The 18,984-nt window shown below is 64.1% G+C and carries 19 protein-coding genes; 3 read left to right on the top strand and 16 right to left on the bottom strand.

The annotated features are described in order from the left end of the window. The first annotated feature begins 214 nt into the window (after positions 1–214). Positions 215–1,366: a DUF1615 domain-containing protein gene (locus KVO92_RS01350; protein ID WP_217473905.1), complete on the top strand. Its 1,152-nt coding sequence runs from the start codon at positions 215–217 to the stop codon at positions 1,364–1,366. A 361-nt stretch (positions 1,367–1,727) separates the two neighbouring features. After that, positions 1,728–1,910, top strand: a complete 183-nt coding sequence (locus tag KVO92_RS01345) for a hypothetical protein (RefSeq protein ID WP_217473904.1) — start codon at positions 1,728–1,730, stop codon at positions 1,908–1,910. A gap of 8 nt (positions 1,911–1,918) precedes the next feature. Here KVO92_RS01345 and KVO92_RS01340 read toward each other — a convergent pair whose 3' ends face one another. The 13 genes from KVO92_RS01340 to KVO92_RS01280 form a co-directional block, all read right to left on the bottom strand. Next, entirely contained in the window at positions 1,919–2,185 is a 267-nt protein-coding gene (locus KVO92_RS01340; protein WP_217473903.1) for a hypothetical protein, read from the bottom strand. Then, positions 2,182–2,829 (bottom strand): cytochrome c oxidase subunit 3, encoded by a 648-nt coding sequence (locus KVO92_RS01335; protein ID WP_217473902.1) that lies wholly within the window; start codon positions 2,827–2,829, stop codon positions 2,182–2,184. The genes KVO92_RS01340 and KVO92_RS01335 overlap by 4 nt, the downstream gene beginning before the upstream one ends. Next, positions 2,816–4,441, bottom strand: a complete 1,626-nt coding sequence (locus KVO92_RS01330; protein ID WP_217473901.1) for a cytochrome c oxidase subunit I — start codon at positions 4,439–4,441, stop codon at positions 2,816–2,818. The genes KVO92_RS01335 and KVO92_RS01330 overlap by 14 nt, the downstream gene beginning before the upstream one ends. 48 nt (positions 4,442–4,489) lie before the next feature. Beyond that, positions 4,490–5,458, bottom strand: coding sequence for a cytochrome c oxidase subunit II (gene coxB, locus KVO92_RS01325; RefSeq protein ID WP_217473900.1), 969 nt, complete (start codon positions 5,456–5,458; stop codon positions 4,490–4,492). Then, positions 5,455–6,237: an SCO family protein gene (locus KVO92_RS01320; protein ID WP_217473899.1), complete on the bottom strand. Its 783-nt coding sequence runs from the start codon at positions 6,235–6,237 to the stop codon at positions 5,455–5,457. Before KVO92_RS01320 ends, coxB begins: the two co-directional genes overlap by 4 nt. Positions 6,238–6,407: 170 nt before the next feature. After that, the gene (locus KVO92_RS01315) at positions 6,408–6,845 is read right to left on the bottom strand and encodes a hypothetical protein (RefSeq protein ID WP_217473898.1); all 438 of its coding nucleotides are present in this window, start codon (positions 6,843–6,845) and stop codon (positions 6,408–6,410) included. After that, entirely contained in the window at positions 6,842–7,855 is a 1,014-nt protein-coding gene (locus KVO92_RS01310; RefSeq protein WP_217473897.1) for a hypothetical protein, read from the bottom strand. The genes KVO92_RS01315 and KVO92_RS01310 overlap by 4 nt, the downstream gene beginning before the upstream one ends. After that, complete coding sequence (locus KVO92_RS01305) at positions 7,852–8,382, bottom strand: c-type cytochrome (protein WP_217473896.1); 531 nt, start codon at positions 8,380–8,382, stop codon at positions 7,852–7,854. Before KVO92_RS01305 ends, KVO92_RS01310 begins: the two co-directional genes overlap by 4 nt. After that, positions 8,379–8,906, bottom strand: coding sequence for a DUF3341 domain-containing protein (locus KVO92_RS01300; protein ID WP_217473895.1), 528 nt, complete (start codon positions 8,904–8,906; stop codon positions 8,379–8,381). Before KVO92_RS01300 ends, KVO92_RS01305 begins: the two co-directional genes overlap by 4 nt. Then, complete coding sequence (gene nrfD, locus KVO92_RS01295) at positions 8,899–10,254, bottom strand: NrfD/PsrC family molybdoenzyme membrane anchor subunit (RefSeq protein ID WP_217473894.1); 1,356 nt, start codon at positions 10,252–10,254, stop codon at positions 8,899–8,901. The genes KVO92_RS01300 and nrfD overlap by 8 nt, the downstream gene beginning before the upstream one ends. Then, positions 10,247–13,204, bottom strand: a complete 2,958-nt coding sequence (locus tag KVO92_RS01290; protein ID WP_217473893.1) for a TAT-variant-translocated molybdopterin oxidoreductase — start codon at positions 13,202–13,204, stop codon at positions 10,247–10,249. The genes nrfD and KVO92_RS01290 overlap by 8 nt, the downstream gene beginning before the upstream one ends. A 3-nt stretch (positions 13,205–13,207) precedes the next feature. Then, the gene (locus tag KVO92_RS01285; protein ID WP_217473892.1) at positions 13,208–13,864 is read right to left on the bottom strand and encodes a cytochrome c3 family protein; all 657 of its coding nucleotides are present in this window, start codon (positions 13,862–13,864) and stop codon (positions 13,208–13,210) included. A 334-nt stretch (positions 13,865–14,198) separates the two neighbouring features. Further along, positions 14,199–14,510, bottom strand: a complete 312-nt coding sequence (locus KVO92_RS01280; RefSeq protein ID WP_217473891.1) for a general stress protein — start codon at positions 14,508–14,510, stop codon at positions 14,199–14,201. A 436-nt stretch (positions 14,511–14,946) separates the two neighbouring features. Here KVO92_RS01280 and KVO92_RS01275 point away from each other — a divergent pair, with 436 nt between their 5' ends. Then, positions 14,947–15,117 carry a hypothetical protein gene (locus KVO92_RS01275; protein WP_217473890.1) on the top strand — a complete coding sequence of 57 codons (171 nt, stop codon included), beginning with the start codon at positions 14,947–14,949 and terminating at the stop codon, positions 15,115–15,117. Between the two features lie 107 nt (positions 15,118–15,224). Here KVO92_RS01275 and KVO92_RS01270 read toward each other — a convergent pair whose 3' ends face one another. From KVO92_RS01270 to KVO92_RS01260, 3 genes are all read right to left on the bottom strand, one after another. Further along, positions 15,225–16,412, bottom strand: coding sequence for an MFS transporter (locus KVO92_RS01270; protein ID WP_217473889.1), 1,188 nt, complete (start codon positions 16,410–16,412; stop codon positions 15,225–15,227). Positions 16,413–16,586: 174 nt separating this feature from the next. Beyond that, the gene (yedA, locus tag KVO92_RS01265; RefSeq protein WP_217473888.1) at positions 16,587–17,492 is read right to left on the bottom strand and encodes a drug/metabolite exporter YedA; all 906 of its coding nucleotides are present in this window, start codon (positions 17,490–17,492) and stop codon (positions 16,587–16,589) included. A gap of 115 nt (positions 17,493–17,607) precedes the next feature. Further along, positions 17,608–18,837, bottom strand: a complete 1,230-nt coding sequence (locus KVO92_RS01260; protein ID WP_217473887.1) for a M24 family metallopeptidase — start codon at positions 18,835–18,837, stop codon at positions 17,608–17,610. Positions 18,838–18,984 lie beyond the last annotated feature (147 nt).

Genomic DNA, 18,984 nt, shown 5'->3' with positions numbered 1-18,984 from the left:
TGTTCGAAACAGCGTGCCAGCCAATCGCCGACCTCCATGATTCGAGCCCTTTCGGCACCAGGCGTTCGGTGCGTCTGCCATCGCTCCCGCCTTCGGAGGCTTCGCAGCCGTGGGTGCATGAACCCACGGAGGCCGAACAGGGGCAGTGATCGCCATAGAACGGCTTCGTCTGTTTTACTGTCCGAATCTCATCACTGATCACATTCGGGACCGCATGACTGCCCACATATTCAACCACCGTGCTGCGGCGGGCGACGTTCAGGTTGCTCCCGCCACGCGCCGACTCACGGGCGCGTTAGTTGCCGCCCTGCTGCTCGGCCTGACCGGCTGCGGCATTCAGCAGCCGAAAACACCTGCGCCACAGCCGGATGAGGTACGGGCGAAGATCGTCCGGTTGATTCCCAGCAACATTGCCGATCGCCAGGGCTGGGCAAGGGACATCTACAGCGCCTTCGATGCGCTGGATATCCCGCCGAGCAACGAGAACATCTGCGCGGTACTGGCCGTCACCGCGCAGGAGTCGACGTTTCAGGCGACCCCGGCCGTGCCGGGGCTGGCGAAGATCGCGCGTGAAGAGATCTACCGCCGCGCGTTCCGGCTGCACGTCCCGCAATTCGTCGTCAACGCGGCACTGGACGTCCGCTCGCCCAACGGCAAGACCTATAACGAACGCCTGGACAAGGTGCGTACCGAGGAACAGCTGAGCCTGATCTTCGACGACTTTCTCAGCATCATGCCGCTGGGCAAGCAGCTGTTCGGCACGCTCAACCCGGTCAAGACCGGTGGCCCGATGCAGGTCAGCATCGCCTTCGCCGAGGACCGCCGGTGGGACTACCCCTACGAGCGCAAGGGCTCGATCCGCGACGAAGTGTTCAGCCGCCGTGGGGGCATGTACTTCGGCATTGCCCACCTGCTCGACTACCCGGCCAGCTACACCCAGCCGCTGTATCGCTTCGCCGATTTCAATGCCGGTTGGTACGCCAGCCGTAACGCCGCGTTTCAGGCCGCGGTCAGCCGCGCCAGCGGGATCAAACTGGCCCTCGATGGCGATCTGATCATCCACGGCAGTAGCAAGGCCGGACAGACCGAGCGCGCGGTGCGTTCGCTGGCGGGCAAGCTGGACATGAGCGAGACGGCCATCCGCAACGCGCTGGAACGCGGCGACACTCACGGCTTCGAGAAAACCACGCTGTATGAGCGCGTGTTCGCGCTGGCCGAAAAGCGCGCGGGCAAGCCCTTGCCGCGAGCGGTGCTGCCCGGCATCCGCCTGGAGAGTCCGAAGATCACCCGCAACCTGACCACCGCCTGGTTTGCCAACCGGGTCAATGACCGTCACCTGGCGTGCATGAAGCGCGCGGGCGGCTAAAGATGCTGTGGCGGTCGGACGATTGCGGTGGGCGCGCTGCTTGATGGCATCCCCGAGTCCATCGTGATCGGCATCAGCCCGCATTCACCGCGAGTCGCGACTACCACAGGTTCGGTGTGCGCCGATGCTCAGAGGTGAACACCGCAGCGCTTTGTGGGAGGCCCGACCCCGGGCCGAAGCCTTTTTTGCCATTGAGGTGGCCGAAAACCCGCATTCGCCGCGAGTCGCGACTCCCACAGGGTTGGCGTGCGCCGATACTCCAGCGGGCATCGCTACTTTGGTGTTCGGTTGTTTGGGAGAGCATCTCTGTGTCGGGTGAACACCGCAGCGTTTTGTGGGAGGCCCGACCCCGGGCGGGGGCTTGTTCCAAGGCGTACCGCCCGAGGCGATTGCGCTCACCACCGCCGTTGCAGCCGGGGCCATTCTCGCCATGCTGGTGGATACGATGATTCCCGAAGCATTCGAAACCACCCACGACCTGACCGGGATCATTACTGGGGTCGGCTTTCTGGTGGCGTTCGTTCTGAGCAAAGCGGGCGCCTGAGCAGACGCTCAGAAGCCTGCCTGGCGCGTCAACAGATCGGTGAGCGTCAGGGTGAACATCAACAGCAGCCAGAACCCGGCACCCAGCGCGAAGAAGCGCACCAACGCCGAGTGCTGGCCCAGTTGCATGAAGCCGAACAGCACCAGTGCCGCCTGCCCCGCTGCCCCGAGCAAAGCCCAGTCGGACCAGGCGGGTAACCACAGCGCCAGGAGCACATTGGCGGTCAGCAGCAGGATCAGGCCGAGGTAGGTCAGCAACAGATTGCGAAGACTCATGCGGGCCTCCCGAGCAGGTACAACGCGGGGTACAGCAGAATCCAGATGACATCGACCAGATGCCAGTAGAGGCCGACCATTTCCAGGGTAATGGCGCGCTCGGGCAGCTTCATGTGGCCGACATGAATACGGGCCGCCATCCCCAGCGCCAGCACCACGGCGATCGACACGTGCAAGGCATGCAACGCCGTGGCGAACAGGTAGATGACCATGTACAGCCGCGACCCCGGATTCTTCAGCGGCGACTCGTTGGGCGAGCCCGGCAACAGCCCTTCGCGGTATTCCCAGGCGTACTCGAAGCCCTTCAGGCCGAGAAACCCCAGCCCCAGCAAGGCCGCCAGCACCAGCCAGAGCTGCACATGCTGGTGGTACTCCTGGCGCGAGGCCTTGACCACCAGGCTCATGCACAGGCTGGCTGTGAGCAGCAACGCGCTGTTGAAGCCGGCCAGCAGGAAATGCAGATGATGCACCGCCTCGGCGACGGCCTGCGGGTAATGCAGGCGGTAATAGCCGATCACCAGAAACAAGGCGCCGAACATCATGATTTCCGTGGCCAGGAACAGCCACATGCCCAGATAGGTCGCCTCGCGCTGCTGCGAGGCGGTACTGAACTGCTCGGCGAGGTATTGCTTACGAACGGCCATGAGTCGCCTCGGGCGGATATTCGTAGGCGTCGAAATCGACAATGGGTGTTTCGACGAAATTGTGCGTCGGCGGCGGCGACGAAGTTCGCCACTCCAGTCCAGCCGCTTCCCAGGGATCGTCATCGGCGATTGGCCCGTAGCGCAGCGACCACAGCAGGTAGAAGAACGGCAGGATATAGGCCACCGCAAGGATCGCCGCGCCCGCCGAGGACAGCACGTGGAGGAACTGAAAATCCTCGCCGTAGCTGTGGTAGCGCCGCGGCATGCCCAGGTAACCGAGCAGGAATTGCGGGAAGAAGGTCAGGTTGAACCCGAGGAAGATCATCACCGCGGCGATCTTGCCCCACAGCTGCGAGTACATCCGCCCGGTCATCTTCGGCCACCAGAAATGCAGGGCGCCGAAGAAGCCCGCCACCGCGGCACCCACCATGATGTAGTGGAAATGCGCGACTACGAAGTAGGTGTCGTGCACGTGTACGTCGGCTGCCAGCAGCGCCAGGAACAGGCCCGTCACACCGCCCACCACGAACAGGCCGATGAAGGTCACCGCATAGAGGAACGGCGCATTGATGGTTAGGTTGCTTTTGTAGAGCGTCGCGGTCCAGTTGTAGACCTTGATCGCCGAAGGAATGGCGACCAGGAAGCTGAGCAGCGAAAAGACCATGCTCGCGTACATCGACTGGCCCGCGACGAACATGTGGTGCCCCCAGACCATGAAGCCGATCACCGCGATCGCCAGGCTCGCATAGGCGACGAAGTTGTAGCCGAAGATGCGCTTGTGCGCGGCGGCGGTGACCAGTTCGCTCATCACGCCCATGGCCGGCAGGATCATGATGTACACCGCCGGGTGGCTGTAGAACCAGAACAGGTGCTGGAACAGCAACGGATCGCCTCCCAGCGCGGGGTCGAACACGCCGATATGGAACAGGTGCTCGGCGGCGACGAGTATCAGCGTGATCGCCAGTACCGGCGTAGCCAGCACCAGAATCACCGAGGTGGCGTACAGCGACCAGCAGAACAGCGGCATGCGGAACCAGGTCATCCCGGGCGCACGCAGAGTGTGAATGGTGACGATGATGTTCAGCCCGGTGAGGATCGAGGAGAACCCGGTGATGAACACGCCGAGGATCACCGCCACCACATGGCCATTGGTGAACATCGTCGACAGCGGCGTGTAGAAGGTCCAGCCGGTGTCCACGCCGCCGGCCAGCAACGCGAAGATGGTGAACGCCCCGCCACCGACCAGCAGATACCAGCTGAACAGGTTCAGCTTGGGAAAGGCCATGTCCTTCGCGCCGATCATGATCGGAATGAGGAAGTTGCCGAACACCGCCGGAATCGACGGGATGAGGAAGAACCACACCATCACCACGCCATGCAGGGTGAAGGCGCGGTTGTAGCCATCGGCGGTCAGCAGGTCGCCTTCGGGGGTGATCAGCTCGATGCGGATCGCACTGGCGGCCAGCCCGCCGAGGAAAAAGAACGCGGTCACGGCAATCAGGTACATGATCGCGATGCGTTTGTGGTCGGTGGTCATGAACCAGGTGCGCAGGCCATGCTCATCGGCCAGGTAGCTGGGGCGCTGGTTCGCGGCGGGGTTCTTCTGGCTCAACGGGGCAGACTCCTGTGCCGAGGCAAGGCGCTTTCAGCGCGGATCGTTTCAGGGCGCATCAGGGTCATCCTCCCCGCCTTCGCCGGCGTGGCCCAAAGACTTGATATAGGCGGTAAGGCGCAGCACCGCTTCCTCATCCAGCACATTGTCGAAGCTGGGCATGATGGGCTCGAAGCCCGCGACCACCTGCTTGTTCGGCAACAGGATGCTGTCACGGATGTAGCTGTCGTCGGCCAGCACCGACTCGCCGTTCTGCAACGCCACCCGACGGCCGTAGAGACCGGCCAGGTTGGGCGCATGGGCCACGTTGGCAGCGCCGTGGCAACCGCTGCAACCGAACTGGCGGAACAGCGCGCCGCCCTGGTCGGCCAGGCTTTCGGAGGTGCCGGCCTGTTCCAGCCAGGCGGCATATTCCTGCGCCGGCAGGATGACCAGATCGGCCAACATCCGCGAGTGGTCGGTGCCGCAGTACTCGGCGCAATAGGCCTGGAAGCGACCGGTCTTGGTAGCCTTGAACCAGAGCTGGGTGTAACGCCCGGGCAGCAGATCCTGCTTTACCCGCAGGGCCGGGAAATACAGGCTGTGAATCACGTCCTGGGAGATCATGTTGAGCTTGATGGCCTGATCGACCGGCACATGCAGCGTGTTGATCTCGCGCTGGCCGCCCGGGTGTTGGAACTTCCACATCCACTGCTTGGCGACGACCTGTATTTCCATGGCGTCCGGCGGCGGCGTGCGCACCTCGTAATAGAGCTTGGCGGAGACGAGGTAGATGACCATGGCGCCGACGAAGGGCAAGGCGATCCAGGTCATCTCGACCTTCATGCTGCCGCGCGGACGATGGTCGCGCGGCACCTGGGTGCCCTTGCGGTAGCGGAACGAGAACAGCACCAGCAGGACGAACACGGGCACCACGAAAAACATCATCATCCCGGTGAACGCGAAGACCAGCCAGTCGACGTTGCCGGCGTACTGGGACGCCGCTTGCGGCCAGAAGCGGACAAAGGTCTCGTTCATGCGTCCACCTTCCGCTTGCGGTGCTCGCGCCAGAGCGTGACGCCAATGAAGCCGCCCAGCGCGAGCGTGGTGCCGATGCCACCGACCTGTAGCGCACCGATGACCAGGTTGTCGTAGCCACCGGTGCGCGGGTTGTAGTGGTAACAGAGCAGCAGCAGCTGGTCGCCCAGCGATCCGACCTTGCCCTCGCCGGCGTCAGTCAGCGCCAGGCGCATGTCGTCCGGTTGATAACCGAGGCCGTAAAGCCAGCGCACCAGCTTGCCCGCCGGGCTGAGGGTGGCGACGGCCGAGGCATGGGCGAATTCCTGAATCTGCGGATCCCAGCTGTAGGCAAAGCCGATCGCCTCGGCCAGCGTACGGCCGGCCGCCTGATGCGCAGGGTCCGGCTCTGGGCGAGCCGCTGGCGCGACTTCGCTGAGGAAGTGCACATGCGGCGAATCCACCAGCTGCGGCCAGCGCTTGCGCAGCTTGGCGCGCTCGGCCTCGGCATCTTGCGGGGTCTCACGTGGGTCGATGCTGAACGCGATCACCTCGTAATCCTTGCCGAGCTCGAAGGACAGCGCCAACAACAGGTTGAACAGGCTGGAAAGTTGCGCGCCGCAGACGTTCGGGCAGCGGTAATAGACCGGCGCGAGAATCACTGGGCGCCCTTCGAACAGGTCGTCAAAGGTGACGCGCTCGCCGTCTACGTCGCGAAAGTGCAGATCCAGCGGCACCTGCGCGCCGGGTTTCTGCTCGATGCCGGCTGCGGCGAACGGATCGACCGGCGCTTCGGCCATGACTGGGCCGCCGTACAGCAGAACGAGAACAGCCAGAACCAGGCTGGCAAGGCCGCGTTGAAAGCGAGCCGCAGCCCGAGGTCGCTGGATCGGCGGCCGCTCGCCGCACAGGACGTAGGATGGGGGCAATCCCATCGCCGTCGCCCCATCCTGGTACGGAGATCGATGCATCACGGCTGCGCCCTCCCCCTGGCTTGCTGCTCGCGAGGCGGCAGGGTTTCACCCGGTTCGGGCTCTGCGCGTGAAGGCCAGCCGCGTTGGGCCAGAAGCAGGATGCCGCGATCCACCGGAATGCGCGCGAGCCCGGCATCGCGATCGACCCAGCCGTAGTGTTCGATCAACGCGCGTCCCGCTGCCACCACCTGATTGCCGCCAGCGCGCGGGTCACTTTCCAGCCGCGGCTCGGGCGGTTTTTCGGTCTGTCGTTCCAGGGCGGAGACCGGCTTGTCCGGTTGCAGGTCGTACCACCAGAGCAGCCCAGCCACCCCGATGCCTGCCACCAGCAACGTGGCGAAAATGCCGAAACCGATGATCAGCAGCATCTTGACGTTGGCGTCGTGATGCTCGAAACCGTCCTCTTTCGAAACCGGATCGACCGGCACACTCATGGCGTTCTCCTCGGCAGGGTTCGACGCGGCAGCAAGGCCAGCGCCAGCAGCCCGCCACCGGCCAACCAGGCGGCGGCCAGTGACAACCACAACAGCAGCGGATGCATTGCCTCCAAGCCCGGCAGACTCATCCAGACACCCTCAGCAAGCCCCAGCAGCAGCGTTGCCGCCGCCAGCGTCATCAACACCCGGCGTCGCTGTGAGAGCGGCCAGAGCAAGACGGTGAACACCAGTGATTGGCCGGCGCCCAGCAGCCAGGTCAGCCACAGCCAGCCGCCGTCAGTCCGGTGCTGGTACCAGCGGATTTCGTCTGGCAGGTTGCCGTACCAGATCACCAGGTACTGCATGAAATGCAGGTAAAGCCAGGCCAACGCCGCGGCGGCCAGCATGCCGCGCAGTACACCCGGCCGAGCACTGCCACGGCCCAGCGCCAGGAGGCAACAGAAGGCGATAGCCGTGAGCATCAACCGGCCGAACCAGACCATGCCGAACAGGCTGGACTTGAAATGCGGGTCGAGTGACATCGCCCAGTCCACCGCGGCCAGAGAGGTGGTCATCACCAGCGCGATCAGGCCAAGACCGGCCGCTGCGGGCCGCTCGACGCTCAGCGGTAGCACCCAGGTCGCCAGGGCCCACCACGCCGCCAGATAGAGCACGCCGCGTACCGCAAAGCTCGGCCAGGCGAGCCAGAACCCGCGAAAGCCGCCTTCATCGACGCCGACCCATTGGTATAGCGCTCCGGCCCCGGCCAGCACCGGCAGCGCGATCAACGCCAGCATGGGCAAGGCACGGGCGCTGAACAACGTCCACGGCCATAACTGATCACGTGCATTGCCGCTGACCAGCGCCACGCTCAAGCCCAGGCACAACGCGCCCAGCGGGATGCCGGCCAGGCCCAGCAGGCTGGCCACACTCGCCGCCACCGCCTCGCGGCCGGCCAGCAGCAGACAGGCCAACAGCACGAGCACGCCGAACGCGGTCCCGACAATTGCTCCTTTGCGCAGGTTCATGGCAGGCGCTCCAGGGTGTCGCGGTCGATTTCCGGCAGGCTGCCGACCTCGGCGCGACGGCTGAACTGCAAGGCGCGGATATAGCCGACGATGGCCCAGCGATCGGCGGGCCGCACGCGCGCGGCGTAGCTGTACATCTGGCCGTAGCCATGGGCGATGACGTCCATGAAATGCCGGTCGGGGGCGGCAACGAGCCGGGACTCGGCGAAATCCGGAGGCCGCGGGAAGCCGCGGTTGACCACGGTGCCGTTGCCGTCCCCGGCCACACCGTGACAAGGCGAGCAGTAGATCTCGAAGCGCTCCCGCCCGTGTTGCATGAGTGCCACCGTCAGCGGTGGTCGCTCGGCCAACACGGCTTCCCAGGCGAGATCGCCCCGGGCGACGGTGCCGGCAGGCGGTACCTGGTTGACCTTGCCGTCGGGGAAGAACCGGCTGGCTTCCTGCGCATCGGCCCGCGGCTGTTGGGCCATGTCGTCACAACCGACGAGGCAAAGCAGCAACGCACCCAGCATCGGCCAGCGAATCATGCCGGCACCTCCGTCACCGACACCGCGCGCTCGGCCAGCCAGAGCGCCGTGCCGGTCTCGTCGTAGAGGGGATCATCGGCCCGGATACAGAGCAGGAAGCGATCGTCGGTGGCGCGATCGAACGCGCTCGCATCGTGCAGGGGGTGCCAGAGCAAGGGCAGCCGGCACAACCAGAGCAGGCCGAATACGGCGAAGATCGTCGCGAAGCTGACCATCAGCAGAAAGGTGACGATGCTGAAGCTCTGCAACGCGATCAACGGGCGCCCGCCGATCTCCAGCGGGTAGCTGAGGTTGGCGTAGATCTGCATGCCCAGCCCGATGGCGATACCCACCAGCGCCCCGACCACGCCAAACCAGTAAGGGCGATTGCTGCGGTGCTCGAGTACTTCCTCGATCCCTTCTACCGGGAACGGGCTATAGGCCTCGATCCGCCGATACCCCGCCGCGCGGGCAGTGCGTGCAGCGTCGAGCATCGCATCGGGATGGGCGAAATCGGCCAGCAGGCCGTACTGGCGCTTAGTCATTCGCGCCTTCCCGGTAGCGATGCAGCACCTCCTTGAGCTCGAAGGTCGAGATCATCGGCAGGAAGCGCATGAACAGCGAGAACGGCACCATGAACAGGCCGAAGGTGCCGATGAACAGCGCCCAGTCCCAGAACGACGGGCTGTAGGCCTGCCAGCTGGAGATCAGGTAGTCGCGTGTCGGCGGCTGGATGATCAGCATGTAGCGCTCGCACCACATGCCCACCAGCACGCCCAGGGCGATGATCAGCATGGCCCGACCGTTGCGCCGCACCGCCGGCCACCAGAGCGCCTGAGTCACCACCAGATTGAAGAAAATCGCCGTCCAGAAGCTCCAGGCCGTGGGCCCGGCGATACGGTTCATGGTCACCAGGATTTCGTGTTCCTTGCCCGAATAGAAGGCAATGAAGGGCTCGGCGAAATAGCCGTAGCTGGTCATCCAGCTGGTCGCCAGCAACAGCAGCCCGAGCTTGTCCAGGTGGCTGTCGGTGATCAGCTCGTGCCAACCGAAGAATCGCCGCAACCCGAGCGCGATGACGATGACCATGGCGAAGCCGGAGAACACCGCACCGGCCACGAAATACGGTGGAAAGACAGTCGAATGCCAGCCGGTTTCGGGCGCCAGGTCCAGAAGGAACGAATAGCCACTGGACACCGAGAACACCAGCGGCACCGCCAGCAGCGCGATGAAGCGGTAGGTTCGCCGCCAATGGCTCCAGTGCGAGGACGCGCCACGCCAGCCGAGCGCAAGCAGGCCGTAGAAATACTGGTAGTGCCGCTTGGTGGCGCGATCACGCGCCGAGGCGAAATCAGGAATGGAACCAACATAGAGGAACAGCAGGGACACGCCGAGGTAACCCAGCACCGCAAAAAAGTCCCACGCCGTCGGGCTCTTGAACTGCGGCCAGAGCTCCATGGTGTTGAGGTAGGGCGCGGTCCAGTAGAACAGCCAGGGCCGTCCCAGGTGGAGGATCGGATAGACGCCGGCGCACACGACCGCCATCAGGGTCATCAGCTCGGCCAGTCGGTTCAGCGAGTTGCGCCACGGTCGATTGAGCAGCAGCAACAAGGCGGAAATGAAGGTGCCGGCGTGGCCAATGCCGAGCCACCACATGTAGTTGAGAATGGCGAAGCCCCAGTTCACCGGGATGTTGTTGCCCCAGACGCCAACGCCCCGCCACAACACCACCGCCGCGGCAACGATGAACACACCCAGCAACAGGCAACTGAAGGTGAACAGCATCCACCAGGCCCGCCGGTAGCGATTGAAGTCGGTCGGCAGGTCGAGCACACGCTCCGACACCGCGCCAAGCGGCATCCCTCGCGGCAGGAAGTGCGGCGCATCAGACATCGCGTTCTCCCTTGGCTGAGCGCAGCTGCAGCGGCTCGGCATCTCCGGGTAATGCCGCCGCCTCCTCGACCAGGCCCAGATAGGTGGTCTTGGGCCGGGTATTGAGTTCTTCGAGGAGCGCGTAGTGACGTCTGGTGTGGCGCTCGCCGTTGACCTTCGCGTCCGGCTCCTTGAGGTTGCCGAAGACGATCGCCTGAGTCGGACAGGTCTGCTGGCAGGCTGTCTTCACCTCGCCATCGGCGATCTCGCGGTCTTCGATACGGGCGGTGATCCGCGCTTCGCTGATGCGCTGCACGCAGTAGGTGCACTTCTCCATGACGCCGCGCGAACGCACCGTGACGTTGGGGTTGCGCTGATGCTGGATCGACGGCGGATCGTCTTCGGTGAGATCGAACCAGTTGAAGCGACGCACCTTGTACGGGCAATACGACGAGCAGGTGCGCGTGCCGATGCAGCGGTTGTAGACCTGCTCGTTCAGCCCATCGGGCCCATGCACGGTCGCGTTCACCGGACACCCCACTTCGCAGGGCGCCTGATCGCAATGCATGCACGGCACCGGCTGGAAAACCGAGGTCGGTTCGCGCGGGTCGCCGCCGTAATAATGGTCGACACGCAACCAGTGCATGTTGCGACCCATTTCGACCTGCTCCTTGCCCACCACCGGTATGTTGTTCTCGGCCTGACAGGCCACCACGCAGGCGTTACAGCCGATGCACTGGTCCAGGTCGATGACCATCCCCCAGGCGGTATCGCCCTGCTTCGGTGGCGGATACAAGGTGACCTGCTCAGGCCTGGGGCTGACCTCCTCGAAGGCCACCGCGCGCGGCTGGCTGCGGATCAGCTCCTTGCCGTGCAGAACGTGATGCGGCTGGGTCGACGCCAACTTGATATGACGCTCCAGCCGGGTCAGCTGCGCACCCTCTCGCCTCCAGGGCTGCTCCGCCGTGCGCAGCGGTGAAACATCGTAACCAAGCCCATCACCGACGCGCCCTGCCCGGTCACGCCCGTAGCCGCCGAACAGGCTCAGGGTGTCATCGGCCTGGCCCGGCATGATCCAGGCGGGCCCTTCGACCACGTTGCGCCCGAGGGTGACACGCAGCCGGTCGCCGCTGGCGATGCCTTCCCGTTCGGCGAGCGCCGGCGACAGGCCTATAACGTTGTCCCAGGTGAGTTTGCTGATCGGCTTGGGCAACTCCTGCAGCCAGCCCAGATTGGCGAAGCGCCCGTCCCAGACGCTCGGATCGGGCCGGAACAACAGGCTCAAACCGGGCGCGTCGGCCGTGTCTGCGGCGTCCCAGCGTGGGGCGCTCGCGCTGGCCTCGACCAGCGGGAACGCACTGTCGCGGATAAAGCCGAGCTCCAGCGCCTTGCGCCAGGCGCTATCGTCCAGCCCCTGCCAGGTCTGCCGAACCAGCGCCTGGGCGTCTGGCGACAGCTCGCCCATCATCAGCGCCAGCACCTCGGCGGCGGTGCGGCTGCCGTAAAACGGACGCACCAGCGGCTGTGTCAGGCAGACGCTGCCGTCGGCGGCCCGGCTGTCGCACCAGCCATCCAGCGCGTGGGTCAGGGGTAGATGCCAATGGCTGTGAGCCGCCGTTTCGTCGTAGTAAAGACCGGCATGGATGCGCAGCGGCACCCGTTGCAGCGCGTCAGCGAACTCGAGGTCGCCCGGCGCGGTATGCGCCGGATTGCAATCAAGCATCAGCAGGGTTTCGACGTCACCCGCCTGCATCGCCGAGACCAGTTCAGGCAGGCCGGAAACGCGCTGCCCTCCGGCTTCCAGCCAGGTCACCGGCTCGGTGTAGCTTAGGGTCGTGCCGAGGTTGCCGAGCTGTTGGTTGAGCCAGTGCACGGCGACCTGGACGTCCATTGGTGCAAACTCGCCGGCGGTGATCAGGCACCGGCCGCGGCGCGCCTGCAGTTGCCTGGCCAGCTCATCGATCCAGGGTTGCGCATCGGCTGGCAAGCCCGGCGCAGCGGCACCGCCCAGCGCGGCCACCAGGGCCTGCACATAAGCACGTAGCTGGGACGGTTCGACGCGCCGCCGATTGGCCGCCTTGGCGCCAGTCACGGTAGACAACGATTCGACCACGACCAAGCGAGCATCGCCCTCTCCGCGCGCTGCTCGTCGCTTGCGCTCGCTCCAGGCAAGCGCCTGCGGTAATTCCCGCGGGCCCGGCCCAAGCCAGTCATGCTCGAAGCTCACCACCCACTCGGCTTCTTCGAATCGATAATGCGTTTGCAACGGACGTCCCAGCGCGCGCTCGCTGGCGGCATAGGCATTGCCTTCCCAGGGCTCGAAGCGGTATAGCCTGGCCTGCGGCCAGCGCTCGACTATCGCCGCGAACTGGCGCTGCAAGGTTGGCGAACTGTTGGCCCCCATCAGCACGTGGAGGCCCTCGCCCTGCGCGGCATCGGCGCGGGCCGCCTGCTCCACCGCAATGCGCTGAAAGGCATTCCAGGTACCGACGCGCCCTTCATGGCGAGGCGCCTGGGAACGATCGGGATCGTACAGCTGCAAGATCGCCGCCTGGGTGAAGGCGGTTGCGGCGCCCTGGCTGAGCGGATGGTCGGGGTTGCCCTCGAGCTTGGTCGGCCGACCGACGTGAGTGCGCCCCAGTACCGGTTGCGCGTAGCCGGCAAACGGAACGGCGCTGGCATACCAGCGCGCTTGCCCAGGAATCATCTTCTCGGGCTGCATGACGTAGGGCACACCCGCCTCTGGCTCTTGCCCGCAGCCGGCCAAACCGGCCAGCGCCATGGAAGCCCCCATCACCTGAAGGAAGCGGCGGCGGTCCATGTGCGGTGCGATGCCGGGAAACTCCGCCTCGACGAATGCGGCGAACGCCGGTTCGTCGGCCAGCTGTTCAAGGCTGCGCCAATAGCGCGGCCCGTGCTGACCTTCGAGACGTTGGCGGATGGCGGCGTAGTCGAGCGGCGTGCGATCCATGGGCTACCTGTGGCAGATATAGCAGTGGGTCAGGTGTTCGGTGTCGATGTGGTGCTCCTTGATCATCTGTTCGCCGACCGCACGGCGGTCATGCTCGGTCGTCCATCCCATGGTGGTCACTGCCGCCCTGGGCCTCAGCCGCGGTGCGGGATCCTGGTGACAATCCAGGCACCAGCTCATGGTGAAGGTCTCTGCCCGATACATGAGCGGCATGGTGTCGACCTGGCCATGGCAGGTTTCACAACCGACCCCGGCGTTGACATGCACGTTGTGCTGGAAATAGACGTAATCAGGCAGTTCAGCCACGCGGTTCCAGCGCAGCGGTTTGTCCTCGACCAGGCTCTGGCGCACCGGCGCAAGCATCTCGGCACCCGTCCATATCTGTGAGTGGCAACTCATGCAGGTATGCGTCGCAGGCAATCCCGCCACGGCGCTGACCTCGACGCTGTCGTGGCAATAGCGGCAGTCGATTTTCAGCGCTCCAGCGTGATGTTCGTGGCTGAACGGGACGGGTTGCCGCACCACCCAGCCCTTCGCGCTGTTGTAGTCCGAGCGGTCCAGCACGGCGAGCGCCACGAAGAGCGAAGCCAGCCCGCCAAACAGGACGAGCAAGGCCAGACGCAACCACATGTCAGCCGAACGAGGAAAAATCTGGGCCATGTCCTACTTCTGTTTTTGTATCCATGTATTTCGGCCCCGCTGGGCTCGATGAGTTCAACGGCGCAGGACGCGACCGGCCATCGCCCGGGCCAAATGGCGCTCAACTCCGCTTATCAGAAAGATATCGATAGTTGAAACTTTCGAAGCATGAGCACCGATAGTTGATATTTAAAAATCCCTATAGAACGTGTTTTATTAATTAACACGAGCAATCTGACCGAAGCACATTCAGCTATTAACCTAACCGCGCAATTAAATTAGCAGACATAAAAAAGCGGGACCTGTTTCCAGGTCCCGCTTATATCCGTATGGCTGCCGCTAAAGCGGCAACGTCTTACGAATTGCGGCCGCCGCCGTGGCTGTTCTGGCCGCCTTTCTTGCCGGCTTCAGACGCTTTTTCACGGTCGTTGGCAAAATTACCGCCGCTGTTATGACCGCCCTTCTGGCCCGCTTCGGACGCTCTCTCACGGTCATTGGCGAAGTTGCCGCCACTGTTCTGGCCGCCTTTTTGGCCGGCTTCAGAGGCGCGCTGCGGATCGTTGGCAAAATTGCCGCCGCTGTTGTGGCCGCCCTTCTGCCCAGCTTCGGAAGCCTTCTCGCGATCGTTTGCAAAGTTGCCCGGATTTCCGCTCTTATCATTCGACATGAGATTTCTCCGTTTACGTGAGTGATGCTATTTAAAAATGGCGACTGCATTACAGCCGCCTCACTATCTCCGAGGGCAAGACACCGGTGAGAGTTCGACCGGAATGAGCAAAGGACGATGAACGGTAAATAAATAACCGGCTCGGTATCAGGGTCTTCCTTTATATATAAGCGCTGCCGGCTGATTGCACTTCAATAGCAACGAGACGGCAATTCCAGACATGACACCGCTTACCGCGAATGTGCCCAGTCGCGGGTCATCTCGCAAATGCCGCACTGCGATGGATGGACCGTTCGTCTGCCTGTGAGGTGCTGACCGAACTGTCAACAAGGTGTAACCCACCCGAGGCAATCTCAAGCCATGGAAAGCCGCGACGGCTGGCGCAAGGACGCGATTTCTAGACCACCAACCACTCGATCGAGCTAGTGGAGGCCGTATGAGCAGCAAGACTCTGGAAACGCTGGTGAAGCAGTCGGACCTCAGCGTCAAGCAACCGCTGGAAATCTGGAAGCAGCTACCACGCGGCAAGGGCAGCTACCGGCCGAGTGCGGCTGCCCTGGCAAGACGAGCGTCACTGGACCTGGGCATGTGTGCCGCGGGACGCTGATCGACGCGATCCGCTTGGTGCCCTCTCCTTTGCGTCGCGCCTGCATTTGCTGGTCTGATTTTCAAGGGTGAGCGTGCTGCAGCAGGCAACGCGCGACGTCGCACCGGTCACGGCGCGAGCTTGCGCTCCTGCTTGAGCAGCCCCCAGACAATAGCAAGGCCCGCCACGGCCATCGCCGCCGCGCCGAGAAAAATGTTCTGCATGCCGATATAGAGGGCCAGCGCGCCCATGATGGCTCCAGACAGGCCCAGGGCCAGGTCGAAGAACATGGCGAACACGCTGAGCCCTGAACTGCGGTTGACCGCGCCGACACGCGAGACAACCCCCACCCCCAATGCCGGGTACAACAAGGACAACCCGCACCCGGTCAGGGCCGAACCGGCCAAGGCGATACTGGGCGCGTCGGCGAGCCACAGCATGATCAAGCCGAGGATCTCCACCACCAGGCAAACCACGGCGACCGAATAGCCCCCGACGCGGTTGATCAGATTGGGCAGCAGCAGGCGCGTCCCGATGAAGGCGAAGGCAAAGGCCGTCAGGCACCAGGCCGCGCCGTCCCAGCCGCGGGACCGGTAGTACAGCGCGATGAAGGCCGTCAGCGTGCCGTAGCCGATGGTCGCCAGCGACAGGCTCAGGCCAGGCGGAGCGACCTTCCACAGCACCTTGCCGAACGGCAAGCGCTCGCCCGGGTTGAGCGGCGCGTCGCCACGCCGCCATGCCAGCGCCAGTCCGGTCGCCGCCAGCAGCATGGTCACGACGCCGAGGCTCCACAACCCCAGCGACTGCTCCAGGAACACACCCAGTGGCGCACCGATACCCACCCCGCCATACGCGGCGACACCGTTCCAGGAAATCATCCGCGCAGTACTCTGCGGCCCCAGTCGACTGATGCCCCAGGTGATGGCAGAGATCCCGATGAGGCTTTGGGCGAAACCGAGAATCAGGCGACTGCCCAGCATCACGACAAGGCTCGCCACGGGCCAGGACGACAATAGCGCCGCGATCAACAGCAGCAAACCACTGCTCAAGCCCGACGCCATGCCGATAAGCACCGTCTTCTTCGCGCCGCGCTCGTCGGCCAGCCGACCGGCTAGCGGCCGGCATAACAAGGTGGTCAGATACTGCGCGCCGATGACGATGCCCGCGATGGCGGTGCTGAAACCCAGGTTTTCATGGATATACCCAGGCAAGGACGCCAGCGGAATCCCAATGGAAATGAACGAAATGAAGTTGAAGATCACCAGCGAGAGGATGAAGACGGTGTCGTTGGCGGCAGGGGTTTTCGCAGCGGGCATCGGTTCGCCTGTCGATGGAAAAAATTCGGTTTCGAAGTGGCCGGCCTGCTCGTAGACGCCAGCGGGTCGAGGCGCCTGCACCACTCGATCAGCGACCGTTGATTGTCACGCTCGCGGTGCGCGGCCTGCAGAACTCATCATACAACCCTAGCGGGTCGATAGACGATTTACCATTCAAACGGCTTTGGGATCCGCTACAACCGCAGGCTTACGCCACTTAGGCAAACCAATCAGCACGACAGCAGATACGATGACCGTCATTGCCAACCACTCTTCGGTACCAATTCGCTCACCCGCGAAGGTCACGCCCAGCAACACCGCGACCACCGGGTTGACGTACGCGTAGCTGGTGGCAGCCGCAGGCCGTACATGCTTGAGCAAGTAGAGATAGGCGCTGAAGGCGACGATGGAGCCGAGCAGCGTCAGGTAAGCCAGGGCGAACCAGCCAGCGGCATCGGGCATTTGCTCGAGGCGCTCCCCACTGGCGAGGCTGCCGATCAGCAAAACCGCCCCACCGACGAGCATCTGCGCTGCACTGGCCATGGCTCCGCCCGGCAGGCTGAGATGACGGCTCCACATCGAGCCGAACGCCCAGCTTGCCGCCGCCAGCAACACCAGCACCGCCCCGAGCGGGCTCGCCTGCAGGTTGTGGCCGAGATTGAGCAGACCGATGCCCACCAGCCCGAGAACGATACCGCCCCACTCCAGCCCGGTGGTGCGCTGGCCCCAGATCAAGCCGAACAGCAGCGCGAACAGCGGCACGGTGGCGATCGCCAATGCGGCCACGGCTGACGCGACTCCGAGGTGCTCGGCGACCGTTACCCCGCCATTACCGCAGCTCAGTAGCAAAACGCCGACCATCGCACAGGCGCGCCACTCCTTTGCGGTTGGCATCGGCACGCCGCGCCAGCGCAACCAGCCGAACATCAGGCTGCCGGCGATGACGAACCGTAGCCCGGCCAGCAGCATCGGCGGCCAGGCCTGGACGCCCAGTTTGATCACGAAGTACGTGGAACCCCAGATCAGGTAGAGCGCGAGGAAGGCGCCCACGAGCAGCAGCGAGATGCGGCGCGAAGTCATGCGATGAGGCCCGAGCGGGTGTTTGGGCCCTCGATTCTAGACAGGCCCCGTCGCCGTTGAACAAGCACAGTCAGGCTTTTGTTTGCCGGTGCAGTTCGACGCTCCGGCCGGCCTGTCAGCCATCGAGCCCGAACGGATCGTCGATGCTGTGACTCGGCTCGGTAAACCAGCGCGGACCCTCCTCGCTTATGTAGAAGTGGTCCTCCAGGCGGATACCGAACTCACCCGGCACGCAGATCATCGGCTCGTTGCTGAAGCACATGCCAACCTCGATGGGCGTCAGATCGCCGCGCACCAGGTAGGGGCTCTCGTGGATCTCAAGGCCGATGCCATGACCGGTGCGGTGCGGCAGCCCCGGCAGTTGATAGCCCGGCCCCAGACCGCAAGCCTCCAGCGCATGGCGCGCCGCCGCGTCCACTTCTTCGCAGCGAGCCCCTAACCGCGCGGCAGCGAAAGCGGCCAGTTGCGCCTCCTTTTCGAAGGCCCATACCGCTCGCTGGCGCTCGTCCGGCTCGCCGAATACATAGCTGCGGGTGATATCCGACTGGTAACTGTGTACACAACAGCCGGTGTCGATGAGCACCATATCGCCTCGTTTCAGCGTCTGCGGGTACTTCACGCCATGGGGGAAGGCGCTGGCCTGACCGAACAAGACGATGCAGAACGTCGAACCCGACGCGCCCACCGCACGGTGCGCACGCTCGATGAAGCGCACGACCTCGGACGTGCTGATGCCCTCGTGAAGGATGCTGGCGGCGGCCTTGTGCACCGCCAGCGTCATGTCCTTGGCCCGTTGCATGAGCGCGAGCTCGGCGCTGGACTTGCGTTGCCGGCAGTAGGCCGTCACCGCACTGGCGTCGGTGAAGGCATAGCCGGGATCGAGCTGGCGCAAGCCGTCGAACATGAAGAATGGCAACGACGGACACAGGCCTATGCGTGGGCGCACGCTGGTGTTGGGGGCGACTCCCATGCGCTGCAGACAGTCGAGCAGCAAGCGATAGGGACTCTCATGCTCCTGCCAGCCGTTGATCGCGCCATCGACCACCATGAAATCGCGAATCGTGCCCTGTTCGAAAGCGGGCGCCAGATATTCCAGCGCCCCGCTGGCAGGCAACAGCGCCCCAACCATGCGCTCGCTTGGAGACCAGCGCCCCCCGGTGAAGTACTCGAGATTGGCGCCGGCGCTGAGGAACATGGCCTCCAGCCCAAGATCCCGCATACGGTCCTGCGCCTTGAGAATGCGCGCCTGGTATTCGGCCGCAGCGATGGGCTCGACGCCGTCGAGCATAGGACGCAAGCGACCAAGCGCTTGCTCTTGAGTGCTGCCGCCGACACCTGTGGTCATGCCTGTTCCCCATTCAAGCGAAATGAGGGCAGAATTTAAGTAAAGCTTAAATTCTCAAGCAAAGGTTTTTTCATCATTCCAGCCAACTGGCCGGAACCGGGGCTGGCACGCGCGCATCGGGCTGGCCGTATACTGGCCACTTTCACA

The organism is Stutzerimonas stutzeri, from assembly GCF_019090095.1.
GTDB classification, from domain to species: Bacteria; Pseudomonadota; Gammaproteobacteria; order Pseudomonadales; family Pseudomonadaceae; genus Stutzerimonas; species Stutzerimonas stutzeri_AN.
The sequence above is the reverse complement of the archived record's forward strand: the minus strand, read 5'-3'. Positions and strand labels throughout refer to the sequence as shown.